At 52.6% G+C, this 21,305-nt stretch carries 20 protein-coding genes and 6 tRNA genes; 10 read left to right on the plus strand and 16 right to left on the minus strand.

The genetic code is table 11. The features are described from left to right. Nucleotides 1-9: 9 nt before the first annotated feature. From HF894_RS02885 to HF894_RS02915, 7 genes are all read right to left on the minus strand, one after another. Nucleotides 10-528: a hypothetical protein gene (locus tag HF894_RS02885; protein ID WP_204971041.1), complete on the minus strand. Its 519-nt coding sequence runs from the start codon at nt 526-528 to the stop codon at nt 10-12. Beyond that, nucleotides 525-809, minus strand: a complete 285-nt coding sequence (locus HF894_RS02890) for a hypothetical protein (RefSeq protein ID WP_204971042.1) — start codon at nt 807-809, stop codon at nt 525-527. The genes HF894_RS02885 and HF894_RS02890 overlap by 4 nt, the downstream gene beginning before the upstream one ends. 3 nt (nt 810-812) lie before the next feature. Then, nucleotides 813-1,484: a lambda exonuclease family protein gene (locus HF894_RS02895; protein ID WP_204971043.1), complete on the minus strand. Its 672-nt coding sequence runs from the start codon at nt 1,482-1,484 to the stop codon at nt 813-815. Beyond that, nucleotides 1,484-2,251, minus strand: a complete 768-nt coding sequence (locus tag HF894_RS02900) for a recombinase RecT (RefSeq protein WP_204971044.1) — start codon at nt 2,249-2,251, stop codon at nt 1,484-1,486. Before HF894_RS02900 ends, HF894_RS02895 begins: the two co-directional genes overlap by 1 nt. Nucleotides 2,252-2,270: 19 nt before the next feature. After that, nucleotides 2,271-2,510, minus strand: coding sequence for a hypothetical protein (locus HF894_RS02905; protein WP_246593113.1), 240 nt, complete (start codon nt 2,508-2,510; stop codon nt 2,271-2,273). 512 nt (nt 2,511-3,022) lie between these two features. Then, nucleotides 3,023-3,574 carry a response regulator transcription factor gene (locus HF894_RS02910; protein ID WP_204971045.1) on the minus strand — a complete coding sequence of 184 codons (552 nt, stop codon included), beginning with the start codon at nt 3,572-3,574 and terminating at the stop codon, nt 3,023-3,025. A 12-nt stretch (nt 3,575-3,586) separates the two neighbouring features. Further along, nucleotides 3,587-3,841: a helix-turn-helix domain-containing protein gene (locus HF894_RS02915; RefSeq protein WP_204971046.1), complete on the minus strand. Its 255-nt coding sequence runs from the start codon at nt 3,839-3,841 to the stop codon at nt 3,587-3,589. An 88-nt stretch (nt 3,842-3,929) separates the two neighbouring features. Between HF894_RS02915 and HF894_RS02920 the strand changes: the two genes are divergently transcribed. Together HF894_RS02920 and HF894_RS02925 are read left to right on the plus strand one after the other, a co-directional pair. After that, entirely contained in the window at nt 3,930-4,688 is a 759-nt protein-coding gene (locus HF894_RS02920) for a LexA family transcriptional regulator (protein WP_204971047.1), read from the plus strand. 24 nt (nt 4,689-4,712) lie between these two features. After that, on the plus strand, nt 4,713-4,970 hold the full coding sequence (locus HF894_RS02925) for a hypothetical protein (protein WP_204971048.1): 258 nt from the start codon (nt 4,713-4,715) through the stop codon (nt 4,968-4,970). 291 nt (nt 4,971-5,261) lie between these two features. Here the strand turns inward: HF894_RS02925 and HF894_RS02930 are convergent, their stop codons facing one another. Beyond that, the gene (locus HF894_RS02930; RefSeq protein WP_075317046.1) at nt 5,262-5,876 is read right to left on the minus strand and encodes a superoxide dismutase; all 615 of its coding nucleotides are present in this window, start codon (nt 5,874-5,876) and stop codon (nt 5,262-5,264) included. A 159-nt stretch (nt 5,877-6,035) separates the two neighbouring features. On the opposite strand from HF894_RS02930, the gene HF894_RS02935 reads away from it, so the two are divergent. From HF894_RS02935 to HF894_RS02970, 8 genes are all read left to right on the plus strand, one after another. Next, nucleotides 6,036-8,387 (plus strand): ATP-dependent helicase, encoded by a 2,352-nt coding sequence (locus HF894_RS02935; RefSeq protein WP_204971127.1) that lies wholly within the window; start codon nt 6,036-6,038, stop codon nt 8,385-8,387. Between the two features lie 186 nt (nt 8,388-8,573). After that, entirely contained in the window at nt 8,574-9,713 is a 1,140-nt protein-coding gene (nspC, locus tag HF894_RS02940; protein WP_204971049.1) for a carboxynorspermidine decarboxylase, read from the plus strand. A gap of 99 nt (nt 9,714-9,812) precedes the next feature. After that, nucleotides 9,813-9,888, plus strand: a tRNA-Gly gene (locus HF894_RS02945). Between the two features lie 24 nt (nt 9,889-9,912). Further along, a tRNA-Leu gene (locus HF894_RS02950) sits at nt 9,913-9,997 on the plus strand. A 36-nt stretch (nt 9,998-10,033) separates the two neighbouring features. Continuing rightward, nucleotides 10,034-10,117, plus strand: a tRNA-Leu gene (locus tag HF894_RS02955). 15 nt (nt 10,118-10,132) lie between these two features. After that, nucleotides 10,133-10,205 (plus strand) — tRNA-Gly (locus tag HF894_RS02960). A gap of 26 nt (nt 10,206-10,231) precedes the next feature. Then, nucleotides 10,232-10,313: transfer RNA gene (locus HF894_RS02965), tRNA-Leu, on the plus strand. Nucleotides 10,314-10,336: 23 nt separating this feature from the next. Beyond that, nucleotides 10,337-10,409, plus strand: a tRNA-Gly gene (locus HF894_RS02970). 203 nt (nt 10,410-10,612) lie between these two features. Here the strand turns inward: HF894_RS02970 and HF894_RS02975 are convergent. The 8 genes from HF894_RS02975 to HF894_RS03010 form a co-directional block, all read right to left on the minus strand. Continuing rightward, nucleotides 10,613-12,802 (minus strand): glutamine synthetase III family protein, encoded by a 2,190-nt coding sequence (locus HF894_RS02975; RefSeq protein WP_021848273.1) that lies wholly within the window; start codon nt 12,800-12,802, stop codon nt 10,613-10,615. 110 nt (nt 12,803-12,912) lie between these two features. Next, the gene (locus tag HF894_RS02980; RefSeq protein WP_021848272.1) at nt 12,913-14,280 is read right to left on the minus strand and encodes an ammonium transporter; all 1,368 of its coding nucleotides are present in this window, start codon (nt 14,278-14,280) and stop codon (nt 12,913-12,915) included. 13 nt (nt 14,281-14,293) lie between these two features. Continuing rightward, nucleotides 14,294-14,650: a P-II family nitrogen regulator gene (locus HF894_RS02985; protein WP_204971050.1), complete on the minus strand. Its 357-nt coding sequence runs from the start codon at nt 14,648-14,650 to the stop codon at nt 14,294-14,296. A 35-nt stretch (nt 14,651-14,685) separates the two neighbouring features. Continuing rightward, entirely contained in the window at nt 14,686-15,399 is a 714-nt protein-coding gene (locus HF894_RS02990) for a TorF family putative porin (RefSeq protein WP_075317043.1), read from the minus strand. A gap of 129 nt (nt 15,400-15,528) precedes the next feature. Beyond that, on the minus strand, nt 15,529-16,761 hold the full coding sequence (locus HF894_RS02995; RefSeq protein WP_075317042.1) for an LL-diaminopimelate aminotransferase: 1,233 nt from the start codon (nt 16,759-16,761) through the stop codon (nt 15,529-15,531). A gap of 45 nt (nt 16,762-16,806) precedes the next feature. Continuing rightward, nucleotides 16,807-17,625, minus strand: coding sequence for a diaminopimelate epimerase (dapF, locus tag HF894_RS03000; RefSeq protein WP_204971051.1), 819 nt, complete (start codon nt 17,623-17,625; stop codon nt 16,807-16,809). A gap of 252 nt (nt 17,626-17,877) precedes the next feature. Next, nucleotides 17,878-19,572 carry an asparagine synthase B gene (gene asnB, locus HF894_RS03005; RefSeq protein ID WP_204971052.1) on the minus strand — a complete coding sequence of 565 codons (1,695 nt, stop codon included), beginning with the start codon at nt 19,570-19,572 and terminating at the stop codon, nt 17,878-17,880. Nucleotides 19,573-19,950: 378 nt separating this feature from the next. Continuing rightward, the gene (locus HF894_RS03010; protein ID WP_204971053.1) at nt 19,951-21,294 is read right to left on the minus strand and encodes a glutamate synthase subunit beta; all 1,344 of its coding nucleotides are present in this window, start codon (nt 21,292-21,294) and stop codon (nt 19,951-19,953) included. Nucleotides 21,295-21,305: the final 11 nt, after the last annotated feature.

The raw sequence follows: 21,305 nt of genomic DNA on the forward strand, positions 1-21,305 counted from the left end.
ATTTTCTTTTTAAAAGGATGTAAAAACTTTGCCGCTCGTGTTTCCCCCGAAGATGGAGGTGACGATGAACTTTTCCACTTCCGACCGGGCCATCAATTCCGTGCCGTCGTCAAGGACTACTTTGATGCTCTCTTCACCATAACGCAGTCTTTTTACTTGCGACTGGCGGAACGATGTGGCTTCTATGCAAATGTTTCCTCTGAGGGCTTCTCTGATGGCCTGTCTTTCGTCGTATGTGAAATATTTGCATGTGTCTTTCATTTGTTCTTCCACGTAGGAAGGCAGGAGTGAGTAGTCGCCGTTGTCGATGCGGTATTCGATGTACCGCTTGAGATTTTCGCCGGTGAACGGCCTGATTAATTCGTTTCTATAGGCTTCCGCTTCTTCTTTTGTGTCGAAGAAATGATCGTTTTCATCAGTCTGATAAAATGTTTTATCGTCTATATCATTATAATAAGTAATTCCTGCTTGTTGGATTACATTGACTTCTATAGGATTGCAGAATCCTGACACTAACCATTTTTTCATTGCTGCATTTTCTTTTTAAGTTTCTTGATCATGTTCTTGAATTGTCTGGCCTTGTCAGCCTCACAAGGCTTGGATGCTGTCTTTTCAATCAGTTTGACACCGTATTCTAGCATAGCAGAAATGGTGTTCAAGTCTGTCTTGCACAAGTCAGCAGCTTCCATGTCCACCTTGTCAAAATCAATGTCGTTATCGTTCAGGTAATCACTGAGGGCGATAATCTTTTCCCTTGTTGTGGTTACGGTGAATACTCTTGTCAGTAAGTTTTCATTGCCATCTTCCATAGTTCAGTCTATTAATTGTTCCACAATATCATTGGCAACTCTGATTCGTTTCTCCATTTCTGCAAACACGTCCGGTTCGGGTAATATGCGTACGATATGAATAGGATACTTCTGAAACGGATTAAACGCTACAAAGTCGCACCAGTCTGCTTCAAGGCACATCATGTGGGCCATACATTGGTAGTAATATTCAGGACGTACCCTTTTTAGAGAATCGTTCCCGGTTATTTCTCCGCAGAACATCATGAACACGTACTGAGAGGGCGATTTGATTTCAATACATCCTTTTTCACGCGTGTCCTCGTTGTAGTAGTATCCGTCCGGACTGCTTGCAAAATGCGGGATGGAAGGGTGTGCACATGAACCAGTTTCTACAATTCGTCTTCCGGTTATCTTTTCGTAAAGCGACCTTGCATTTCCTTCCTGCTCATTTCCCCAGCGCATTGCCTTGCTACCAATATCTACCTGATGGAGATACATCTGGAATAACTCGTCGTCTTCCACAACGGATGGGTTCATATTCCTTTCTGCCGCCACTTGATAGATGTATGATTTGGCGGTATCGCCAAACATTTCACCTGCCTTGCGGCTTGACTTCATCAGGTCCCCAACACGGGAACCTGTGAAGTTGCCAAGTCTTTTTCTATACCATTCAAGTGAATGCTGTTCTTCCATCACAACAAAGATTTGCGTTCTTTCTGATCCTGTTTTTCATCAATCTCTTCTTTGCCAGTTGTAGGATTTAATTCTTCTACACCGGCAGCCATTTCTGAAATTTTCTGGAGTTTGCCAGATGGTGTGATGTATTCGTAATCGGCATCCTGAATGTCATCTGCCTCTTCTTTTGTGATAAGGCCCATTGAAATCTCGGGGCAATATACGCGTTGCCAGAAGGCGGCTGCACGATAACGTAGCATCTGACTTGGCATGGATTGCCATTTTGAGCCATTCTTCTTTGTCCACCCCTCTCTGTCTGCCATTTCCATTGTAATCCAGTCTCCGTGAAGAGGCTCCTTGTGCTCTTTGTCTGTGGACTCATAAGCTACACATCTGCATCCATATGAAGGTGTCCCTTCCTCACCCTTAAATTCGTATCGGAGAGGGGAGAAGCGACCGCTTGTGTTGATGGTTGCAATCAGGAATTTGCTGCTGAAAGCCGGGTTCCCATGTACGATGTACAGGTTCTGCATCACCATAAGCGGATTGCATCCAATACGCATGGCCATGTCGAGGGCGATTACGCAGTTGCCGATGTTACCTTTATAGGTGTCGGGTACAATCGTGCTCTGGGTGTACATGTTGCCCATTCTTTGCATAACCTCAAACTGCTTGATGGTCTGGCCTACAGGAGTAAGAGAAAACTCCGCGTCCCTTTTAGCCTGAATGATTTGTAATTCATTTGCTTGAGCATTCTGAAGCTCATTGTTCTTTCTTTCTTCCATTGCTAATATGTTTTTGGGTTTAACAATATCTGGATATTCCAAGGCTCATGCAAAGCGATGTCCGTTCCATTTCAATTTCATCGTCTGAGCAAAAGCATTCGGAATTATTCATTTCCTCTTCCAAATCCTTGATGTCTTCTTCAATAAGCTGTACGATTTCATCTTTAGTCGAATATCCGTATTCAGGTAGATACTCATCGTTGGATGATTTTACCTTTTCAAGTTCGGCATACAATTCTTCAAGTTCCTTATTCATCATTGGGCGTCTTATTGATTGTTCGATTTTTATACTCTTTATCCCAAGTATATGCGACAAATATGGATGTCGTAAGGAATGCTGTGAACGACAACCAAAACATAAAGTCGAGCGACCTGATTGTCAGGTGAGTTGCCAATATCGTCATCGCCCATATCAAATACATCTTTTTCATACGTTTATCTTTTATGGTTCTTTGTATATGTAAATATACTTTATTTATTTTGGTTGACATTGCTGTAAATCATTTATTTTCAGTGTGTTAACTAAGTATAACTTGCGGAAAATTCAACTTGCATCGCCAACAATGTATTTGCACGATGCGTACTTTATGCAGTCCCAACCATTACAATACCATTTACCGCTTTGTGTATTACTTTTCTTTTCTGCACGTATCAATCCTTTCTCGATTAGCCTCATAAGTCTTGGCCGACCACCCACTATGGAAGCAGCTTTACGCTGGCCAAATGTGATGTTGTTGAAAACTATCTTAAGTACATCCTCGTTTACCATAGTCATTTATCAAAAATATGGTTACGTTGTGCATATTGTATAAACTCGGATTTTTCATGTATTCCAAGTTTCAAATAGACAGACTTGATGTGGTTCTTGACCGTGTGCGGCGATAAGTACAGCTCACTTGCAATTTCTTCGTTGCTCATACCATCGTTTACAAGTTTCATTACTCTCATTTCAGCATCAGAGATCCGGCTGTTGAATTTCGGGTTACATACAATGTTTTCGTGTGTACATTCTCCCCTCAACGGGCATTGTACGTGCTCGAAGTTGAATAGTCCCTTTCTGTCTATGTCCTTTTTCGTAGTATCAAGGTTCCCGAAGTTGCATTTACAGAACCGGTTTACCATAAGAAACTGGAAATAAGGTACTCTTGCGGAACTTTTCTGATACCATTTTGTTAAATCAGCATACGCTTCAGGGTAAAACTCCCGTATGGAGTCAAGAATTGGTTTCACCAGTTCACTTCCTTCAGTGATTTTTTCGTTTCGCCCATCAGGGAATATGCACCAGAGGTCATTGTCGTAGATATAGAACTCCAAATCATTCATTGCTACAAATCTTTAGTCGTTCCACAAATCTTCGGGCTTGATACCTGTCATTTCAGATATAATTTCAATATGCTTCTCATTGAACGGCCTGAATCCGTACATAATCCAATTCTTCACGGTTGCCTGAGAAACATTGCAGCGGCGTGCTAATTCTGCAGCGAACTCTTTCTTTGGATAGGTGGGGTCTGGGAGGCTTTTGTAATAGCCCTTGAGTGTCATTTTTTTGCCATTCCCAACCAAAGTGTTTGTCTTTATTGCATTTTCCATTATCTTTGTATTGTTATATTAGTTTGGTTATGCAAATATATCCATTTTTAGGATAATATGGATATTATATCCATTAAATATCCTTAAAATGGATACAAATTATACTCGTATGGATAATGGTCAAGGGAATAGACTGAGAGAGCTAAGGGTTCATTTGAATATGACCCAAAAGCAAATGGCTGATATTCTTGATGTTGGACAGAATACATATTCAAGAATAGAAAATGGAGTGTCGTCATTCAAAGACTCATATAAGAGGATAATCGAGGATAAGTACCATTTAACGACAGGGTGGCTGTCTGGAGCTGATGTCCCGATGTTTAAGGACGGAGATAGTATTGCTGGCATTATTGAACATGATGTCCAGAAAAATAATAGGGATCGTCTTAAGGAACAGATCCTGAATGAGCTTGTTGATAAAGCTATAAATCCACAAATCAGTTATACAACAGGTGTACCTTATTATAATGTGGATTTTATCGGAGGTTTTGATATAGTAGAAAATGATCAAACGATTAACCCTGAATACAACATAGACTTTCAAAAGTACAATGAAGCAACGTGTTGGTGCAATGTTACAGGTCATTCCATGGAGCCTGAGATTACTCATGGTGATATAATTGCATTAAAGAGAATAGATGACTTTTCATTCCTTCCACTTGGAGAGGTGTATGCTATCGTCACTACAAATGGCATGAGAACAATTAAAAGATTGGGGCCTTCTTCCAATCCAGAGAATTATACTTTAGTTCCTGCTAATAAGTCGCCGGAATACGGAGTCCAGGAACTACCCAAAAAAATGATTAGGACAATATATCATGTACTTGGTTGCATGAAAAGGCTCTAATATTAACTTTCTACAATAAGAACAATGAATATATCAAAAGAAGGTGTATCGGTAACAAAACGTTTCTTTGAAGCTATAGATATGCTCAAAGCTCAAAAGAAAATCAGAGGGCTGCAAACCTTTACTAATAGATATGATATAAATCGGTGGAATCTGGTTACGGTAAGAACCCAGCCGGAAGTCAGCGTTCTTAAACCTGAATGGATTGTTTACTTGGTTCGTGACTATGGAATATCGGCGGACTGGATTTTGCTTGGGAGGGGAGGTATGTTCTCGGAGTAGATGTGCAAAAAGCTCAAAAACTTGTCTTTCCAAAAATGTAAATTACGTATATAATATTGTACCATAATGGATTAACTATCTTTTTGGATAAATACTTCTAAGGCGTGGGTCTTGCGTTCGAATCGCAACGGAATCACAAAGAAGGAAGTCATTAAAACGCTAATAATTACAGGTTTTAGACTTCCTTTTTTATTTCTAGACATTCTTTGGAAGATGATAAAAAAGTATTGGCTGTCTCAAAACAGATTGAGGCAGCCAATGTTTTTTGTTTAGTGTAACAGCTTTCAGCTGTTATTTAAATCGTTCTTCTACTGTCGGCCAGTCGATGATACTCCACAGTGCTTGTAGATGGTCGGCACGACGATTCTGGTAATCCAGATAGTAGGCATGCTCCCATACGTCGAAGGTGAGCAGGGGCGTGAGGCCCGCACGGAGTGGATTACTGCCGTTGGCTTCCTTCGTGATGTGCAGTTTACCATCCTTGTCGGCCGAGAGCCAGGCCCATCCAGAGCCGAAGAGGCTGGTGGCGGCTGCTGTAAATTCTTTCTTGAAGTTGTCGAAACTGCCGAAGTCGCGGCGGATGGCGTCGGCTAGGGGACCTTCGGGTTCGTGACGGGCAGGAGAGGGGGCGAACTGGAGGAAGTAGAACGTGTGGTTCAGTACCTGTCCGGCATTGTTGAACACGGGGCCGTCGGGGGCAGTAGCCACTATTTCTTCGAGCGTTTTGCCTTCGAAAGCCGTACCCGGCACGAGGTTGTTCAGGTTGTTCACATAGGTTTGCAGATGCTTCCCGTAGTGGAAGTCGATGGTGGCCTGACTGATTACAGGTTCCAATGCGTTGTGGGCATAAGGAAGTGTGGGCATGTTAAACATCATAAGTGCTGTGATTAATGTGATTAGTGTCATACGTAGTATTTTAAAAGGTTGATTTTTTGTCCTTGATAACAAAGATACGGAGAATGCTTTGTAATAACAACACTTCGGTAGGAGAAATGTTCGTGGCTTTTCCATATCTTTGCATTATCTTTGCATCGCATTATATAATAAGGAAAAAACAGACTGATGATGTCCGACTATATCAACGAACTGAACGAGAGTCAGCGGGCCGCTGTGCTCTACAACGACGGTCCCTCACTGGTGATAGCGGGGGCGGGCTCGGGGAAGACCCGCGTGCTGACTTACAAGATAGCCTGGCTGCTGGAGAACGGCTACCAGCCGTGGAACATCCTGGCCCTGACCTTTACGAACAAGGCGGCGCGCGAGATGAAAACGCGCATCGGACGGCAGGTGGGCCCCGAACGGGCACGCTGGTTGTGGATGGGAACGTTCCACAGCCTCTTCCTGCGCATCCTGCACGCCGAGGCCGATGTGCTGGGCTTCACGCATCAGTTCACCATCTATGATACGGCCGACAGCAAGAGCCTGATACGCTCCATTGTCAAAGAGATGCAGCTCGACGAAAAGGTGTACAAGCCGGGGCTGATCCAGTCGCGCATCTCCAACGCGAAGAACCACCTCGTGTCGCCTGCCGACTATGCCCGCAACAAGGAAGCGTATGAGTACGACTGCGCGGCCAAGGTACCTGCTCTGCGCGACGTCTATCGCCGCTACTGGGAGCGTTGCCGCCAGGCCGACGCGATGGACTTCGACGACCTGCTGTTCTATACTTTTCTGCTCTTTCGTGACCATCCCGACGTGCTGGCCCGCTACCAAGAGCAGTTCCGCTACATTCTTGTGGACGAGTATCAGGACACGAACGTGGCCCAGCATAGCATCGTGCTCCAGCTGGCCAAGAACCACCAGCATGTCTGCGTGGTGGGCGACGATGCGCAAAGCATCTATTCCTTCCGCGGAGCCGACATCGACAATATCCTCTACTTCACCAAGACCTATCCCGGCACACGCGTTTTCAAGCTGGAGCAGAACTACCGCTCCACGCAAACTATCGTGTCTGCCGCCAACAGCCTGATCAGCAAGAACCAGCGGCAGATACACAAGGATGTGTTTTCCGAGAAAGACCTCGGCGAACCCATCGGCGTCCTCCAGGCCTACAGCGACGTGGAGGAGGGCGAGATGGTGGTGAACAAGATAGCCGCCCTGCGCCGCCAGTCGGGCTATGGATATGCCGATTTTGCCGTGCTCTACCGCACCAATGCCCAGAGCCGCATCTTCGAGGAGGCCATGCGCAAGCGCAACATGCCCTACCGCATTTATGGCGGCCTGTCCTTCTACCAGCGCAAGGAAATCAAGGACGTGATAGCCTACTTCCGCCTCGTGGCCAATCCCAACGACGAGGAAGCCTTCAAACGTATCATCAACTATCCGGCCCGTGGCATCGGCGACACGACGGTGGGCAAGATTGTGGCCGCGGCCACGGAGAACAACGTCAGCCTGTGGACCGTTCTCTGCGAGCCGTTGACCTACGGCCTGAACTTCAACAAGGGCACGGCGGGCAAGCTTCAGGGCTTCCGCGACCTGATAGCTTCCTTTATGGAAGACTTGGGGCGGAAGAATGCCAGCGAGCTGGGCGAGGACATCGTGCGGCAGGCAGGCATTATCAACGACGTTTGTCAGGACAATTCGCCCGAAAACCTCAGCCGGAAGGAGAACATCGAGGAACTGATGAACGGCCTGAAGGACTTCTGCGCTGAGCGGCTGGAGGAGGGCAACGAACGCATCGCCCTGGGCGACTTCCTCTCCGAAGTGTCGCTGCTCACCGACCAGGACTCGGACAAGGACGACGACGGCGAGAAGATAACGCTGATGACCGTCCATTCGGCCAAGGGGTTGGAATTCCGCAACGTCTTCGTGGTGGGGCTGGAGGAGAACCTTTTTCCCAGCTCCATGGCAGGTGACTCGCCCCGTGCCCTCGAGGAGGAGCGCCGCCTGTTCTATGTGGCCATCACCCGAGCCGAGGAACACTGCTTCCTGTCGTATGCCAAGACGCGCATGCGCTACGGCAAGACGGAGTTCGGCAGTCCCAGCCGCTTCCTGCACGACATCGACGCCCGCTACCTGAGCCTGCCGCAGAACTCCCTGTTGGGTCGGCGGGTGGATGAGGGAGCCGAACGCTTCCGCCGTTCGTCGGACGACTTGTTCCATTCCGCCGCACGTCCCCAGTATGGTACATCGGCTTCATCGCCCGCAGGCGAACGGAAATTCTCGCGCGAACCGCTCATTGCGCCCACCGTGCCCCGCAAGCTGAAGCGGGTGGAGGCCGTGACGGGTGCCGCTCCGGCTCCGTCGGGTGGAGAAGGCCTGCAGGCAGGGCAACTGATCGAGCACGAACGCTTCGGCCGCGGCGAGGTGCTGCGGGTGGAAGGCGCGGGCGACAATGCCAAAGCCACCATCCGCTTCGAACATGCGGGCGAGAAACAGTTACTCTTGCGCTTTGCTCGCTTCAAGGTCATCGGATGAGCCGTGGAAAAGCATTGCTTCTTTGGGAGGAAAACATTGTTTTCTTTACCCGAAAACATTGCTTTCTTTGAGGCAAAACATTGCCTGGTTTCTGACGGCAGAGGGCCGCTTTCGGGCGGAATAAATGAATGGTTTGAATAGCAATAATAGAAATGTTTTACAAGAATATTAATTAAAGACAGATACATGATAGACTTTACCCTTTTCCCTTCTCCCTGCTACATTATGGAAGAAGAGTTGTTGCGCAAGAACCTGACGCTCATCAAGAGCGTGGCCGACCGTGCGGGTGTGGAAATCATCCTCGCCTTCAAGTCGTTTGCCATGTGGCGTTCGTTCCCTATCTTCCGCGAGTACATCGAACACTCCACGGCCAGCTCCGTCTACGAGGCGCGTCTGGCGCTCGAGGAGTTCGGAAGCAAGGCGCATACCTATTCGCCAGCCTATACCGAAGCCGACTTTCTTGAAATCATGCGTTGCAGCAGCTATATCACGTTTAACTCCTTGTCGCAGTTCCATCGTTTCTATCCGATGGTGGAGGCCGAGGGGAGCGGCATTTCGTGCGGCATCCGCGTGAACCCCGAGTATTCGGAGGTGGAGACCGAACTCTACAATCCCTGCGCTCCCGGCACTCGCTTCGGCGTGATGGCCGAGCAGCTGCCCGACCGCCTGCCGCAGGGCATTGAGGGGTTCCACTGCCATTGCCATTGCGAATCGTCGTCCTACGAGCTGGAGCGCACGCTGGTGCACCTGGAAGAGAAGTTTGCCCGCTGGTTCCCCCAGCTGAAGTGGCTCAATCTGGGCGGCGGTCATTTGATGACCCGCAAGGACTACGACGTGGAGCACCTCATCGGCTTGCTACAGGGCCTTAGGAAGCGTTATCCCAACCTGCGCATCATTCTTGAACCTGGCTCAGCCTTCACGTGGCAGACGGGCGTATTGACGTCCGAGGTGGTGGACATCGTGGAGAACCGTGGCATCCGCACCGCTATTCTGAACGTGAGCTTCACTTGCCACATGCCCGACTGTCTGGAGATGCCTTACCAGCCTGCCGTTCGCGGTGCACAGATGGGGAAGGAAGGGCCATATGTTTATCGTCTGGGCGGCAATTCCTGCCTGAGCGGTGACTATATGGGCGACTGGAGTTTCGACCACGAACTGCAGATTGGCGAGCGGATTGTATTTGAGGACATGATCCATTACACCACCGTCAAGACCAATATGTTCAACGGAATCCACCATCCGGCCATCGGAATGTGGACCCAAAAGGGCGAGGCCAAGGTTTTCAAACAATTTTCTTACGAAGATTATCGTGACAGAATGAGCTGATAATCAAAAAGCTGCCTTTCAGCTTGAAATTATTTGGCAAAAAAAGTAGCTGGAATGTTTGCAGGTTTGCAGAAAATACCTACCTTTGCAACCGCAAACGCGGAAATAGCTCAGTTGGTAGAGCACAACCTTGCCAAGGTTGGGGTCGCGAGTTCGAGTCTCGTTTTCCGCTCCATTGAAATGATTGCAACAAACCAATGCCCAGGTGGCGGAATTGGTAGACGCGCACGTTTCAGGTGCGTGTGTCGAGAGGCATGCAGGTTCGAGTCCTGTTCTGGGCACCAGGTTTTGTAATCGTTCTTTGATAGTTTGAAATGTCTGGAGAGATGGCGGAATTGGTAGACGCGCTACTTTGAGGGGGTAGTGACAATTATGTCGTGGGAGTTCGAGTCTCCTTCTCTTCACGCATCTTGAAAACTGCGGAAATAGCTCAGTTGGTAGAGCACAACCTTGCCAAGGTTGGGGTCGCGAGTTCGAGTCTCGTTTTCCGCTCTAAAGTAAAGATTGCCGAGACAAATGCCCAGGTGGCGGAATTGGTAGACGCGCACGTTTCAGGTGCGTGTGTCGAAAGGCATGCAGGTTCGAGTCCTGTTCTGGGCACACAGATTTTAAGTTAGGCAATTGCGGAAATAGCTCAGTTGGTAGAGCACAACCTTGCCAAGGTTGGGGTCGCGAGTTCGAGTCTCGTTTTCCGCTCATAGAAAGAGGTCTGATTTTTATCGGACCTCTTTTTTGTTTTCTTAAAGTTGACGTTTGTAATGCTGAAGTTGACGTTTGTAGTACTGGAACTGACCTTATTTTGGCAATACATTTTAATAACTGAAAAGGGGAAGGTAGCCTCACGGCCGTCTTCCCCTTGCTTATTTAAAACAACCAATAAAAGAAATTTATTTTCTTTCTTATCGGATAAACAGCAGCTCTCTGTATTTGGGTAATGTCCACATCTGGTTGTCGACAATCAATTCGAGCTTGTCGATGTGGTAGCGTATCTCTTCCATCATTGGTACGATGTAGTCGTGGTAGGCCACTGCTTTGGCACGCTCGTTATCTAGTTTATTAGCTACTTTGCGTGCTTCAATCATGGCGTCAACGTGTTCTTTGATAAAGGCGGTGCGATCGGCAATCTCTTCGATGAGTTCCAGGTTCTTAGCCGATAGTTTGGTTGCCTTCTCCTTAGGGAAGAGTCCGTTCATCTTGTAGACATTGTCTACCAGTTCTGTTTGGTACTGGGTGGCAACGGGGATGATGTGGTTCATGGCCAGGTCGCCCAGTACACGTGCCTCAATCTGAATTTTCTTGGTATACATTTCCCACTTTACTTCATTGCGAGCTTCCAGTTCCTTGCGTGTCATGACGCCTGTCTTTTCGAACATGGCGATGCTGTCTTCCTTCAGATAATTGTCGAAAATGACGGGCACACTCGTTTCGCAGTCCAGTCCGCGGCGGGCGGCTTCGGCTTTCCATTCATCACTGTATCCATTGCCATCAAAATGGATGGGCTTGCAGATCTTGAGATCTCGGCGGATGACGTCGAGAATGGCCGACACTTTGTCTTCACCCTGCTCGATGAGGGCGTCTACGTCGCGCTTGAAGTCAGTCAGCTGCTCGGCCAAGGCTGCGTTGAGGGCTATCATGGCGCTGGCACAGTTGGCTTCCGAACCGACGGCACGGAACTCGAAGCGGTTGCCAGTAAAGGCGAAAGGACTGGTGCGGTTGCGGTCGGTGTTGTCGATGAGCAGCTCGGGAATTTGTGGAATATCCAGCTTCATCCCCTGTTTGCCGCTCAGGCTGATGAGTTCGTCCTTGTCGCTTTCTTCAATGTGGGCCAGTACTTGTGAAAGTTGTTTGCCGAGGAAAGAAGAAATGATTGCGGGCGGTGCCTCGTTGGCGCCCAGACGGTGTGCATTAGTGGCACTGGAGATGCTGGCCTTCAGCAGGCCGTTGTGGCGGTAGACAGCCATCAGTGTGTTCACGATGAAGGTAATGAAGCGCAGGTTCTCTTCGGCTGTCTTGCCTGGAGCCATGAGCAATACACCCGTATCGGTACCCAATGACCAGTTGTTGTGCTTTCCGCTACCGTTAACGCCCTTGAAGGGTTTCTCGTGAAGCAGGACACGGAAACCATGGTTGCGCGCAATCTTACGCATCAAAGCCATGATGAGCATATTGTGGTCTACGGCCAGATTACATTCCTCGTAAATGGGGGCCAACTCAAATTGGTTGGGAGCCACTTCGTTGTGACGTGTCTTGACGGGAATACCCAGCTTTAAGGCTTCAATTTCGAGTTCCTTCATGAAGGCAGCCACACGCGGGGGAATGGCACCGAAGTAATGATCTTCCAACTGTTGGTTCTTTGCTGAGTCGTGGCCAGTCAGCGTACGTCCGGTCATCAGCAGGTCGGGGCGGGCGGCGTAGAGACCTTCATCCACGAGGAAGTATTCTTGTTCCCAACCTAGATAGGCATTTACTTTCTTTACTTCGGGGTCGAAGTAATGGCAGACGTCGGTAGCTGCTTTATTGACGGCACGCAGGGCTTTCAAAAGCGGTGCCTTGTAGTCGAGAGATTCGCCTGTGTAAGCAATGAAGATGGTAGGAATACACAGGGTATCGTCCACGATGAAAGCGGGTGAAGAGGGGTCCCAAGCCGAGTAGCCGCGTGCCTCGAAGGTATTGCGGATACCGCCGTTGGGGAAACTGGAGGCGTCAGGCTCCTGCTGTACGAGCAGCTTACCGGTGAATTCCTCCATCATGCCGCCCTTACCGTCGTGTTCTACGAAGGCATCGTGCTTCTCGGCCGTACCTTCGGTCAGTGGGTGGAACCAGTGGGTGTAGTGAGTGGCTCCCATTTCGATGGCCCATTTCTTCATGCCTGCGGCCACTTCGTCAGCAATGCTACGGTCCAGTGGCGCACCATTGTCGATGACGTCCACCAGTTTGGCATATACTTTACTGGGTAAATAACGGAACATTTTTTCCTTGTTGAACACATATTTGCCGAAGTATTCCGACGGACGTTCCTTAGGGATTTCTACAGGAACGGGCTTCTTCTTGAAGGCCGTTTCCACTACTCTGAATCTCAGTTTTGACATAATCTTTTTTCTTTATTGGTTTGAATATGAGTATTGTTTTATCTTTTGTTAGTTCCGCTGACAACTTTCATTGATTATCAGTGTTTGTTGATCAGTGGGGCTTGTTGACTTTAGTTGTAGGCCGATTCTCCGTGTTCGTAGATGTCGAGTCCTTCTTCTTCGACACGTGCCGGAACGCGTAGGCCGTGTATCTTGTTGAGTACGGTGAAGATGATGTATCCCATCAAGGCTGCCCATGCTCCTACGACCAAAGTTCCGAACAGCTGGGCTCCGAAGAAACCCCAGCCTGCTCCATAAAAGACTCCTTCGCTGGTGGAGAACAGACCGGTCAGTACGGTGCCCGTAAATCCGCAGACGCCGTGTACGGAACTGGCACCGACGGGGTCGTCAATCTTCAGGACTTTGTCGATAAACTCTACAGCATAAATCATCAGTACGCCACAAATAAGTCCGATGATAGCTGCACCTCCTGCTGATACACAGTCACAACCGGCTGTAACTCCTACAAGACCTGCCAAGATACCGTTCAGTGTGAGTGAGAGTGATGGTTTGCGATATTTGATCCAGCTGGTGACGAGGGCGGCAAAACCTCCGGCACAGGCAGCCAGGTTGGTTGTCAGGAAGACGTGTGAGATCGCGATCTGATCAGCGGTTGTAGAGGCGGCCAGTTGGGAACCGGGGTTAAAGCCGAACCATCCGAACCACAGGATAAAAACACCTAGGGCAGCTATGGTGAGGTTGTGGCCGGGGATAGCTTTGGAATTGCCGTCCTTGCCATACTTTCCGATGCGTGGTCCGAGGATAGCGGCGCCTACGAGAGCTATCCAACCTCCTACAGAGTGAACCACTGTAGAACCTGCAAAGTCATGGAATGTGGTACCGAAAACGTCCATCATGAAAGAATCGATTTCACCGTTTGTCAGCCAGCCTCCTCCCCAGGTCCAGTGGCCTGAGATGGGATAGATCAGTACGCTGATGGCGATGGTATAGACCACGTACATAGAGAATTTAGTGCGTTCGGCCATGGCACCCGACACAATGGTGGCCGATGTGGCACAGAACACAGTCTGAAAGATCAGGAAACCTTCGCGTGGCAACTGGGTGTCGAGGAACGAGATATCGAAGAAGTGAGGCACACCCACGAAACCTCCGGCTCCAAACATCAGACCAAAGCCGATGAACCAGAAGAGTAGGGAGCCTAACATGAAATCGACGAAGTTTTTCATCAAGATGTTACCTGTGTTTTTGGTGCGGGTGAAGCCGGCTTCGACCAGGGCGAAACCCGGCTGCATGAAGAATACAAGCATGGCGGCCAGCAGCATCCAGACAGTGTCTATACCAGTGGCCATTTCGGCCAGCGTGTCTGCCGTAGCGGTTGCGTTCGCTTCCTCGGCAAAAGCTGTTGTACCCGTCAACAGTAAGGATATAAGGAGGGCTGTACGCAGTCTCGGAAGGCTGCGGATAATGAGAGTTTTCATACGTCTGTGAGTTTTATTTTTCTTGTTCTGCGTTAAATAATGCGATGTCGCCACGTTCGGCGGTGCGGATGCGTATGGCGTCCTCGATGGGAACGATGAAGATACGTCCGTCGCCTATTTCGCCTGTCCAGGCGGCTTTCTGGATGGCCTTTACGGTTTTTTCCACATTCTTGTCGCGTACTACGATGGAGATGAGGATACGTTCGATGGAGCTGGTGTCGTACATCACGCCGCGATAGATGCGTGCCTGTCTGGATTTGCCGATTCCTCTTACGTCATAGTAGGAGAACCATTCGATGTCCGCTTCGAGGAGGGCTTCCTTCACATCCTCGAACTTGGTTTTGCGGATAATTGCTTCAATCTTTTTCATACCTTTCTTATCTTTATCTTTTTACCTGTTTGTGTTTATAAGCTCAGTCCGAATACGAAGTAGGCACCTTGTGTGTAGGGGTTGAACGTCACCTGGGCAAACAGCGGAAGTGAAAACTTCGATGTAATCGGGATTTCCTTGGCTGCGGCCAGTGTGAGGTTCGTCACGTTGAACTTGTCGGCATAGAGTCCTTCCCATGGAGTGAGTCCCACTTCGGCTGTCCAGTCCAGACCTCCCAATTTGAAGGGGGCTGTCAGAGCGATGTAAGTGGAGTAGGAACGCTTGCCGTCGGCGTTGCAATAATCGTTGCCGGCAAAGTTGGTGTTCCAGGCTATTCCCATCACGCCGAAGTCATAGGCAAGGGTCCCTTCGAACACATGCTGTGTGTTGTGGGCACCGTACTTGAAGTAGCCTTTCTGAAGGTCTGCGTCCGAGGGGAAGAACCAATAGTCAGTGACGGCAGCGCTGAATCCCTTGTGCGAGTAGCCCAGAGTGAAGTCCAGTTCCTTGGTGTCTTTGCGGTCGATGCCGACGGATCCCCAGGCGGCCAGTGATAATCCTTTATAGCCTACCGAAAGGTTGGGCTGGATGCTGACTCCTCCACAATCGGTACCTCGCCAGATGTAGCTGCTGACAATGTCGGCGCCTGCCGAGGCTTCCATCTTATCCTGTGCCGTGAGGGCCGTGGACGTACTTGTCGTGACAAGTGCCATGATGAGCACTCTTTTTGCATTGATCCTTGTTTTCATTTGCTTATACCTATTAAAGATGATAACTGATGGGCCGGGTGATCAGGCCGGCGGCTATTGTCTCAAGTCAGTGCACTTTCCTGTTTCCTTTTTTACCTTATTTCCCTTTTTATTTTCTTGTCTTCTTTTTCATGCCAGCCATTTGCGGATACGCCGCATGGCTTCTTCACAGTCTTCGTGGGTGCCAAAGGCGGTCAGACGGAGAAATCCTTCGCCACTGGGGCCGAAGCCTACGCCGGGCGTGCCCACCACGTTGGCTTCGTAGAGCATTTGTTCGAAGAAGCGCCAGGAACCGATACCATTCGGCGTCTTTAGCCAGAGGTAAGGGGCGTTGACACCTCCGTACACTTTCAGGCCGGCGGCCTCCAGGCTCTTCCGCATGGTGGCGGCGTTCTGCATATAATAGTCGATGTTGGCTTTCACCTGCTGCTTGCCTTCGGGCGTGTAGATGGCTTCGGCGGCACGTTGGGTGATGTAGCTTGTACCGTTGAATTTGGTACACTGGCGGCGGTTCCACAGCTGGTTCAGCGGGATGCGTTCGCCTTCTAGCGTGGCGGCGGTCAGTTCTTTGGGCACCACGGTGTAGCCGCAGCGGACACCGGTGAAGCCTGCCGTCTTCGAGAAGCTGCGGATTTCGATGGCCACTTTTTTGGCACCACGTATCTCGTAGATGGAGTGGGGCACATTGTCTTCGTGGATATAGGCCTCGTAGGCGGCGTCGAAGACGATGAGCGTATCGTTGGCCAGGGCGTAGTCCACCCATTTCTTCAACTGTTCGTGCGTCAGGGTGGTGCCGGTGGGGTTGTTAGGGTAGCACAGGTAGATGAGGTCTACGCGGTGCTTGGGCAGTTCGGGCACAAAGCCGTTCTCTTCTGTACAGGGCAGGTAGGTGACATTGCTCCACGTGCCGCCTTCCTCCAGCACGCCAGCTCGTCCGCACATGATGTTGCTGTCCACGTAGACCGGATAGACGGGGTCGGTGATGGCCATGCTGTTGTCCCAGCGCAGCAGTTCGCCGATGCTTCCCGTGTCGCTCTTGGCGCCGTCGTTGATGAAGATTTCGGCGGGCGAGAGGTGGACGCCGCGTGGGGCGAAGTCGTTCTTCAGGATGGCTTCGATGAGGAAGTCGTAGCCCTGTTCGGGGCCGTAGCCGCGGAAGGTCTTCGCGTCTGCCATCTCGTCCACGGCCTTGTGCATGGCTTCGATGCAGGCGGGTGGCAAGGGGCGGGTGACGTCGCCGATGCCCAGGCGGATGACGTCCTGTTTGGGATGGGTGATCTTGAACGAGTTCACCTTCTTGGCGATGTCGGAGAAGAGGTAGCTGCCGGGCAGCTTCAGGAAATGTTCGTTTACTAATGCCATATCGTTGTTCTTTTATTGGGTTGTTCTTGGGTTGTCTGTTGTTTCTTATTCGGTGGTCAGTTCTATTTCGCCATCGAAGACTTTTACGGCGCCACCGGTCATGTAGACGTGGCCGTCGGACTCGCGCCATTCGATGGTCACCTCGCCGCCGTCCATGACGACGGTCGCGGTGCGTTCCGTCAGGCGGACGAGCGAGGCGGCTACGGCGGTGGCGCAGGCTCCCGTGCCGCAGGCCTGCGTGATGCCCGAACCGCGCTCCCAGACGCGCATCCGTATGCGTCCGCCGGAGAGGATTTGGGCAAACTCCACGTTGATGCCGCCGGGAAACTGGGGATGCCGTTCGAGGCGGGGGCCGATGGCTGCCAGGTCGACGGCCTCCACGTCGGGCACGAAGAGCACCAGGTGCGGATTGCCCATCGACACGAACTGTCCGTGGCGGAAACCGTAGCCGTCGCCCAAGTCTACCGTCCGCAGGTCGCGGGGAGCGCCCATGTCTACGGTCACCGTGGCGATGCGTCCGTCGGGGCCCGGATGGAGGACGAGGGTCTTGATGCCGGAGAGAGTGTCCAGGGTGACGGTGGTCCGGTTCGTCAGGCCCTCGTCGTAGACGTACTTGCCGATGCAACGGGAGGCGTTGCCGCACATGCGGGCCTCGGAGCCGTCGGCGTTGAAGATGCGCATGCTGAAGTCGGCCACGTCCGAGCGGCCTATCAGCACCAGCCCGTCGCTGCCGATGCCCGTGTGTGGGCGGCTCCATGCCACGGAGAGTTCGCCGGGGTTCTGGAGCGGGTTGCGGGTGGCGTCTACATAGATGTAGTCGTTGCCGGCTCCGTGCATCTTCGTAAAGCGTATCTTTTGTGTCATTATGTTTGTCTTTAATCTGTTTATCTTTTCTATTTGCTTTTGTTTGATGCAAAATTATGAATTTATGTAATATGTTGTATTGTTTTGGATGGCTTTATGTATAAATAGTATGCATAACTTACGATTTGAAATTACAGAGGCCGTAAATCTTTCAATCTGTAACGTGTTTTGGAAGCAGTAGGGCGGTTTTGTCAGAAATGGCTTCAAAAGAAAGGGAGGCTCCGGCGATGGAGACCTCCCTTTCGGCCCTGTTCAATAGGCTTGTTCGTGCACGCCTGCCACGGCGCGGCCGCTGGGGTCGTTCAGGTTGCGGAACGAGGCGTCCCAGGCCAGGGCTTCGGCGGTGGAGCAGGCCACGCTGGGCACGCTGGGCACGCTCCGGGCGGCCGACGCGCTGGGGAAGTGTTCTTCGAAGATGCTGCGGTAGTAGTATTCTTCCTTGTTCTGCGGCGGGTTGATGGGGAAGCGCTCGGCGGCATGGGCCATTTGTTCGTCGCTGACGGCGGCAGCGGTCACGGCCTTCAGCGTGTCGATCCACGAGTAGCCCACGCCGTCGGAGAACTGTTCCTTCTGGCGCCACGCCACGGCCTCGGGCAGCAGCGGGGCGAAGGCTTCGCGGACGATTTTCTTTTCGATGGTATGTCCGGGACACATCTTGGCCGCCGGGTTCAGGCGCATGGCGACGTCGAGGAATTCCTTGTCGAGGAAGGGGACGCGGCCTTCGACGCCCCAGGCCGAAAGGCTCTTGTTGGCGCGCAGGCAGTCGTAGAGGTGGAGCTTGGAGAGCTTGCGGACGGTCTCTTCGTGGAAAGCCTGTGCATTGGGGGCTTTATGGAAGTAGAGGTAGCCGCCGAACACCTCGTCCGCCCCTTCACCGCTGAGCACCATCTTGATGCCCATCGACTTGATGACGCGTGCCAGCAGGTACATCGGCGTGGAGGCGCGCACGGTGGTGACGTCGTAGGTCTCGATGTAGTAGATGACGTCGCGGATGGCGTCCAGCCCCTCCTGGATGGTGTAGTGGATTTCGTGGTGGACGGTGCCGATGTGCTCGGCAACGAGGCGGGCTTTTTCCAGGTCGGGCGCGCCCTTCAGGCCCACGGCGAAGGAGTGGAGCTGGGGCCACCAGGCGGCCTGCTGTCCGTCGGTCTCAATGCGGCGGTCGGCGTAAAGCTTGGCCACGGCGGAGATGACGGACGAGTCCAGCCCGCCGGAGAGCAGCACGCCGTAGGGCACGTCGCTCATCAGCTGGCGGCGCACGGCGGCTTCGAGGGCGGTGCGCACGTCGGCCACCTGTGCCTGCCAGGCTTCGTCGGCGGGCAGCGAGGCGTAGCGGTCGCGCACGGCGTCGTAGTCCGTCCAGTCGCGGCGGTACCAGCGGCGCATCTTGCCCTCGCGGCTCCAGTAGTAGTGGCCGGGCAGGAAGGGCTCGTACTCGTCGCACAGGCCTTCGAGGGCTTTCAGCTCGCTGGCGCAGTAGAGGGTGCCGTCGGCGTCGCGCCCTATATAAAGGGGTATGACGCCGATGGGGTCGCGGGCGATGAGGAACTCGTCGCGCTCCTCGTCGTAGAGGGCGAAGGCGAAGATGCCGCTCAGGCGTTCGATGAAGTCCGTGCCGTAGCGACGGTAGAGGGCGAGGATGACCTCGCAGTCGCTGCCCGTCTGGAACTGGTATTCGCCGGCGAAGTCGGCGCGCAGGTCGCGGTGGTTGTAGATTTCGCCGTTGACGGCCAGCACCTGCCGGCGGTCGGGCGAGTAGAGGGGCTGGCCGCCGCTTTGCGGGTCGACGATGGACAGGCGTTCGTGGGCCAGGATGGCGGAGCCGCCACAGTAGATGCCGCTCCAGTCGGGGCCGCGGTGGCGGATGCGTTTGGCCATGGTGAGGGCTTTCTGCCTCAGTTCAGGGGTTTGCTCTTTGATGTTGAAGATGCAGGCTATTCCACACATAATGTCTTGATGGTTTATAAGGAAGCTCCTGCTCCGATTTCCTTTCCGGGGATGAGGAGAGCGAGCTTCGGGTGTAACTTATTGTTTTTCAGGTTTGCCAACGATCGTTGGCGAGTCTCCGCAGGGCTTCGGCAGTCGGCCTCACCGGTGTGGCAGGTTTCCGCAGGGCTTCGGCGGTGTGCCTCACCGGTGTGGCGGGTTTCCGCAGGGCTTCGGCGGCGTGCCTCACCGGTGTGGCAGGTTTCCGCAGGGCTTCGGCGACGAGCCTCACCGGTGAGGCTGGTTTCCGCAGGGCTTCGGCGGTGTGCCTCACCGGTGAGGCTGGGTTTCGCAGGGCTTCGGCGATGTGCCTCACCGGTGTTGCCCGCTGCCGGCGGCTCATTTTGCGTTCAGCATCCGGTCGATGTCTGCGGCGGCGCGACGGCCGGCGGCGATGCACTTCACCACGAGGCTGGGGCCTGTAGCAGCGTCGCCCGCCACGACGGCGTTCTGCGGCAGCTGGGGCAGTTGCGGCTTCAGGAAGCCCATGGCGAGCAGCACGAGGTCGGCCTGGATGACCTCCTTCCGTCCGGTGGGTTTCATCACGGGGCGTCCGCCGTCGGGCGCGGGCAGCCACTCCACTTCTTCCACCTCGACGCCGGTGACGCGGCCGTTCCGTCCGATAAACCGGTTGGAGTTCAGGCTCCAGCGGCGGGTGCAGCCCTCTTCGTGGCTGGAGCTGGTCTTCAGCACTACGGGCCACTGCGGCCAGGGGGTGGCGGGGTTGTGGCCCACGGGCGGCTGGGGCATGATTTCTATCTGTGTCACGCTCAGGGCGCCCTGTCGGTGGGCGGTGCCGATGCAGTCGCTGCCCGTGTCGCCGCCGCCGATGACCAGGACGTGCTTGCCGCGGGCGGTGATGCGCTCTTTCGCGTCGAACGTCTGTCCGGCCAGGACGCGGTTCTGCTGCGCCAGCATCTCCATGGCGAAGTGGATGCCCGCGAGCTCGCGTCCGGGGATAGCGAGGTCGCGCGCCTGCGGCGTGCCGGTGCAGACGGCGTAGGCGTCGAAGCCTTCGGGCAGGCGGGCGAGGTCTATCTCGCTGCCGGTCTGGAATGCGATGCCCTCGGCCTCCATGATGCGCAGGCGGCGGTCGATGATGTTCTTGCCCAGCTTGAAGTTCGGTATGCCGTAGCGCAGCAGTCCGCCCGGCTGCTCGTCGCGTTCGAAGACGGTCACTTCGTAGCCGCGGCGGTTCAGTTGGTTGGCGGCGGCCAGTCCGGCGGGGCCCGAGCCGACGACGGCTACGCGGCGCCCGTTGCGTTCGTATTGCTGCGGCCGGATGTATCCTTCGCGGAAGGCGGCTTCGATGATGGCGGCCTCGTCCTCACGGATGGTGACGGGGGCGTCGAACGAGAGCTTCAGCACGCACGACTTCTCGCACAGGGCGGGGCAGATGCGGCCCGTGAATTCGGGGAAGTCGTTCGTGCGGCTCAGGATATCGTAGGCTTTCTGCCATTCGCCCTTGCACAGGGCATCCTGGAATTCGGGCGGGCGGTTGCCCAGCGGGCAGGCCCAGTGGCAGAAGGGCACGCCGCAGTCCATGCAGCGGCTGGCCTGCAGCTTGCGTTCGCTGGTATTTAGTGTCTGTTCTACTTCGCTATAGTCGTTTATACGTTCGTGTATCGGTCTGTATCCCGCTTCCTGGCGCGGGATGGTGAGAAAAGCTTTGGGGGTTCCCATATGATAATTGA

Origin of the sequence: Caecibacteroides pullorum (assembly GCF_019239235.1) — a bacterium.
GTDB lineage: Bacteria > Bacteroidota > Bacteroidia > Bacteroidales > Bacteroidaceae > Bacteroides > Bacteroides pullorum.

Excerpts from the sequence above, each read along its gene's own strand:
- HF894_RS02885 (WP_204971041.1), bottom strand. The coding sequence starts at position 528 with ATGAAAAAATGGTTAGTGTCAGGATTCTGCAATCCTATAGAAGTCAAT.
- HF894_RS02890 (WP_204971042.1), bottom strand. The coding sequence starts at position 809 with ATGGAAGATGGCAATGAAAACTTACTGACAAGAGTATTCACCGTAACC.
- HF894_RS02895 (WP_204971043.1), bottom strand. The coding sequence starts at position 1,484 with ATGGAAGAACAGCATTCACTTGAATGGTATAGAAAAAGACTTGGCAAC.
- HF894_RS02900 (WP_204971044.1), bottom strand. The coding sequence starts at position 2,251 with ATGGAAGAAAGAAAGAACAATGAGCTTCAGAATGCTCAAGCAAATGAA.
- HF894_RS02905 (WP_246593113.1), bottom strand. The coding sequence starts at position 2,510 with ATGATGAATAAGGAACTTGAAGAATTGTATGCCGAACTTGAAAAGGTA.
- HF894_RS02910 (WP_204971045.1), bottom strand. The coding sequence starts at position 3,574 with ATGAATGATTTGGAGTTCTATATCTACGACAATGACCTCTGGTGCATA.
- HF894_RS02915 (WP_204971046.1), bottom strand. The coding sequence starts at position 3,841 with ATGGAAAATGCAATAAAGACAAACACTTTGGTTGGGAATGGCAAAAAA.
- HF894_RS02920 (WP_204971047.1), top strand. The coding sequence starts at position 3,930 with ATGGATACAAATTATACTCGTATGGATAATGGTCAAGGGAATAGACTG.
- HF894_RS02925 (WP_204971048.1), top strand. The coding sequence starts at position 4,713 with ATGAATATATCAAAAGAAGGTGTATCGGTAACAAAACGTTTCTTTGAA.
- HF894_RS02930 (WP_075317046.1), bottom strand. The coding sequence starts at position 5,876 with ATGACACTAATCACATTAATCACAGCACTTATGATGTTTAACATGCCC.
- HF894_RS02935 (WP_204971127.1), top strand. The coding sequence starts at position 6,036 with ATGTCCGACTATATCAACGAACTGAACGAGAGTCAGCGGGCCGCTGTG.
- nspC (WP_204971049.1), top strand. The coding sequence starts at position 8,574 with ATGATAGACTTTACCCTTTTCCCTTCTCCCTGCTACATTATGGAAGAA.
- HF894_RS02975 (WP_021848273.1), bottom strand. The coding sequence starts at position 12,802 with ATGTCAAAACTGAGATTCAGAGTAGTGGAAACGGCCTTCAAGAAGAAG.
- HF894_RS02980 (WP_021848272.1), bottom strand. The coding sequence starts at position 14,280 with ATGAAAACTCTCATTATCCGCAGCCTTCCGAGACTGCGTACAGCCCTC.
- HF894_RS02985 (WP_204971050.1), bottom strand. The coding sequence starts at position 14,650 with ATGAAAAAGATTGAAGCAATTATCCGCAAAACCAAGTTCGAGGATGTG.
- HF894_RS02990 (WP_075317043.1), bottom strand. The coding sequence starts at position 15,399 with ATGAAAACAAGGATCAATGCAAAAAGAGTGCTCATCATGGCACTTGTC.
- HF894_RS02995 (WP_075317042.1), bottom strand. The coding sequence starts at position 16,761 with ATGGCATTAGTAAACGAACATTTCCTGAAGCTGCCCGGCAGCTACCTC.
- dapF (WP_204971051.1), bottom strand. The coding sequence starts at position 17,625 with ATGACACAAAAGATACGCTTTACGAAGATGCACGGAGCCGGCAACGAC.
- asnB (WP_204971052.1), bottom strand. The coding sequence starts at position 19,572 with ATGTGTGGAATAGCCTGCATCTTCAACATCAAAGAGCAAACCCCTGAA.
- HF894_RS03010 (WP_204971053.1), bottom strand. The coding sequence starts at position 21,294 with ATGGGAACCCCCAAAGCTTTTCTCACCATCCCGCGCCAGGAAGCGGGA.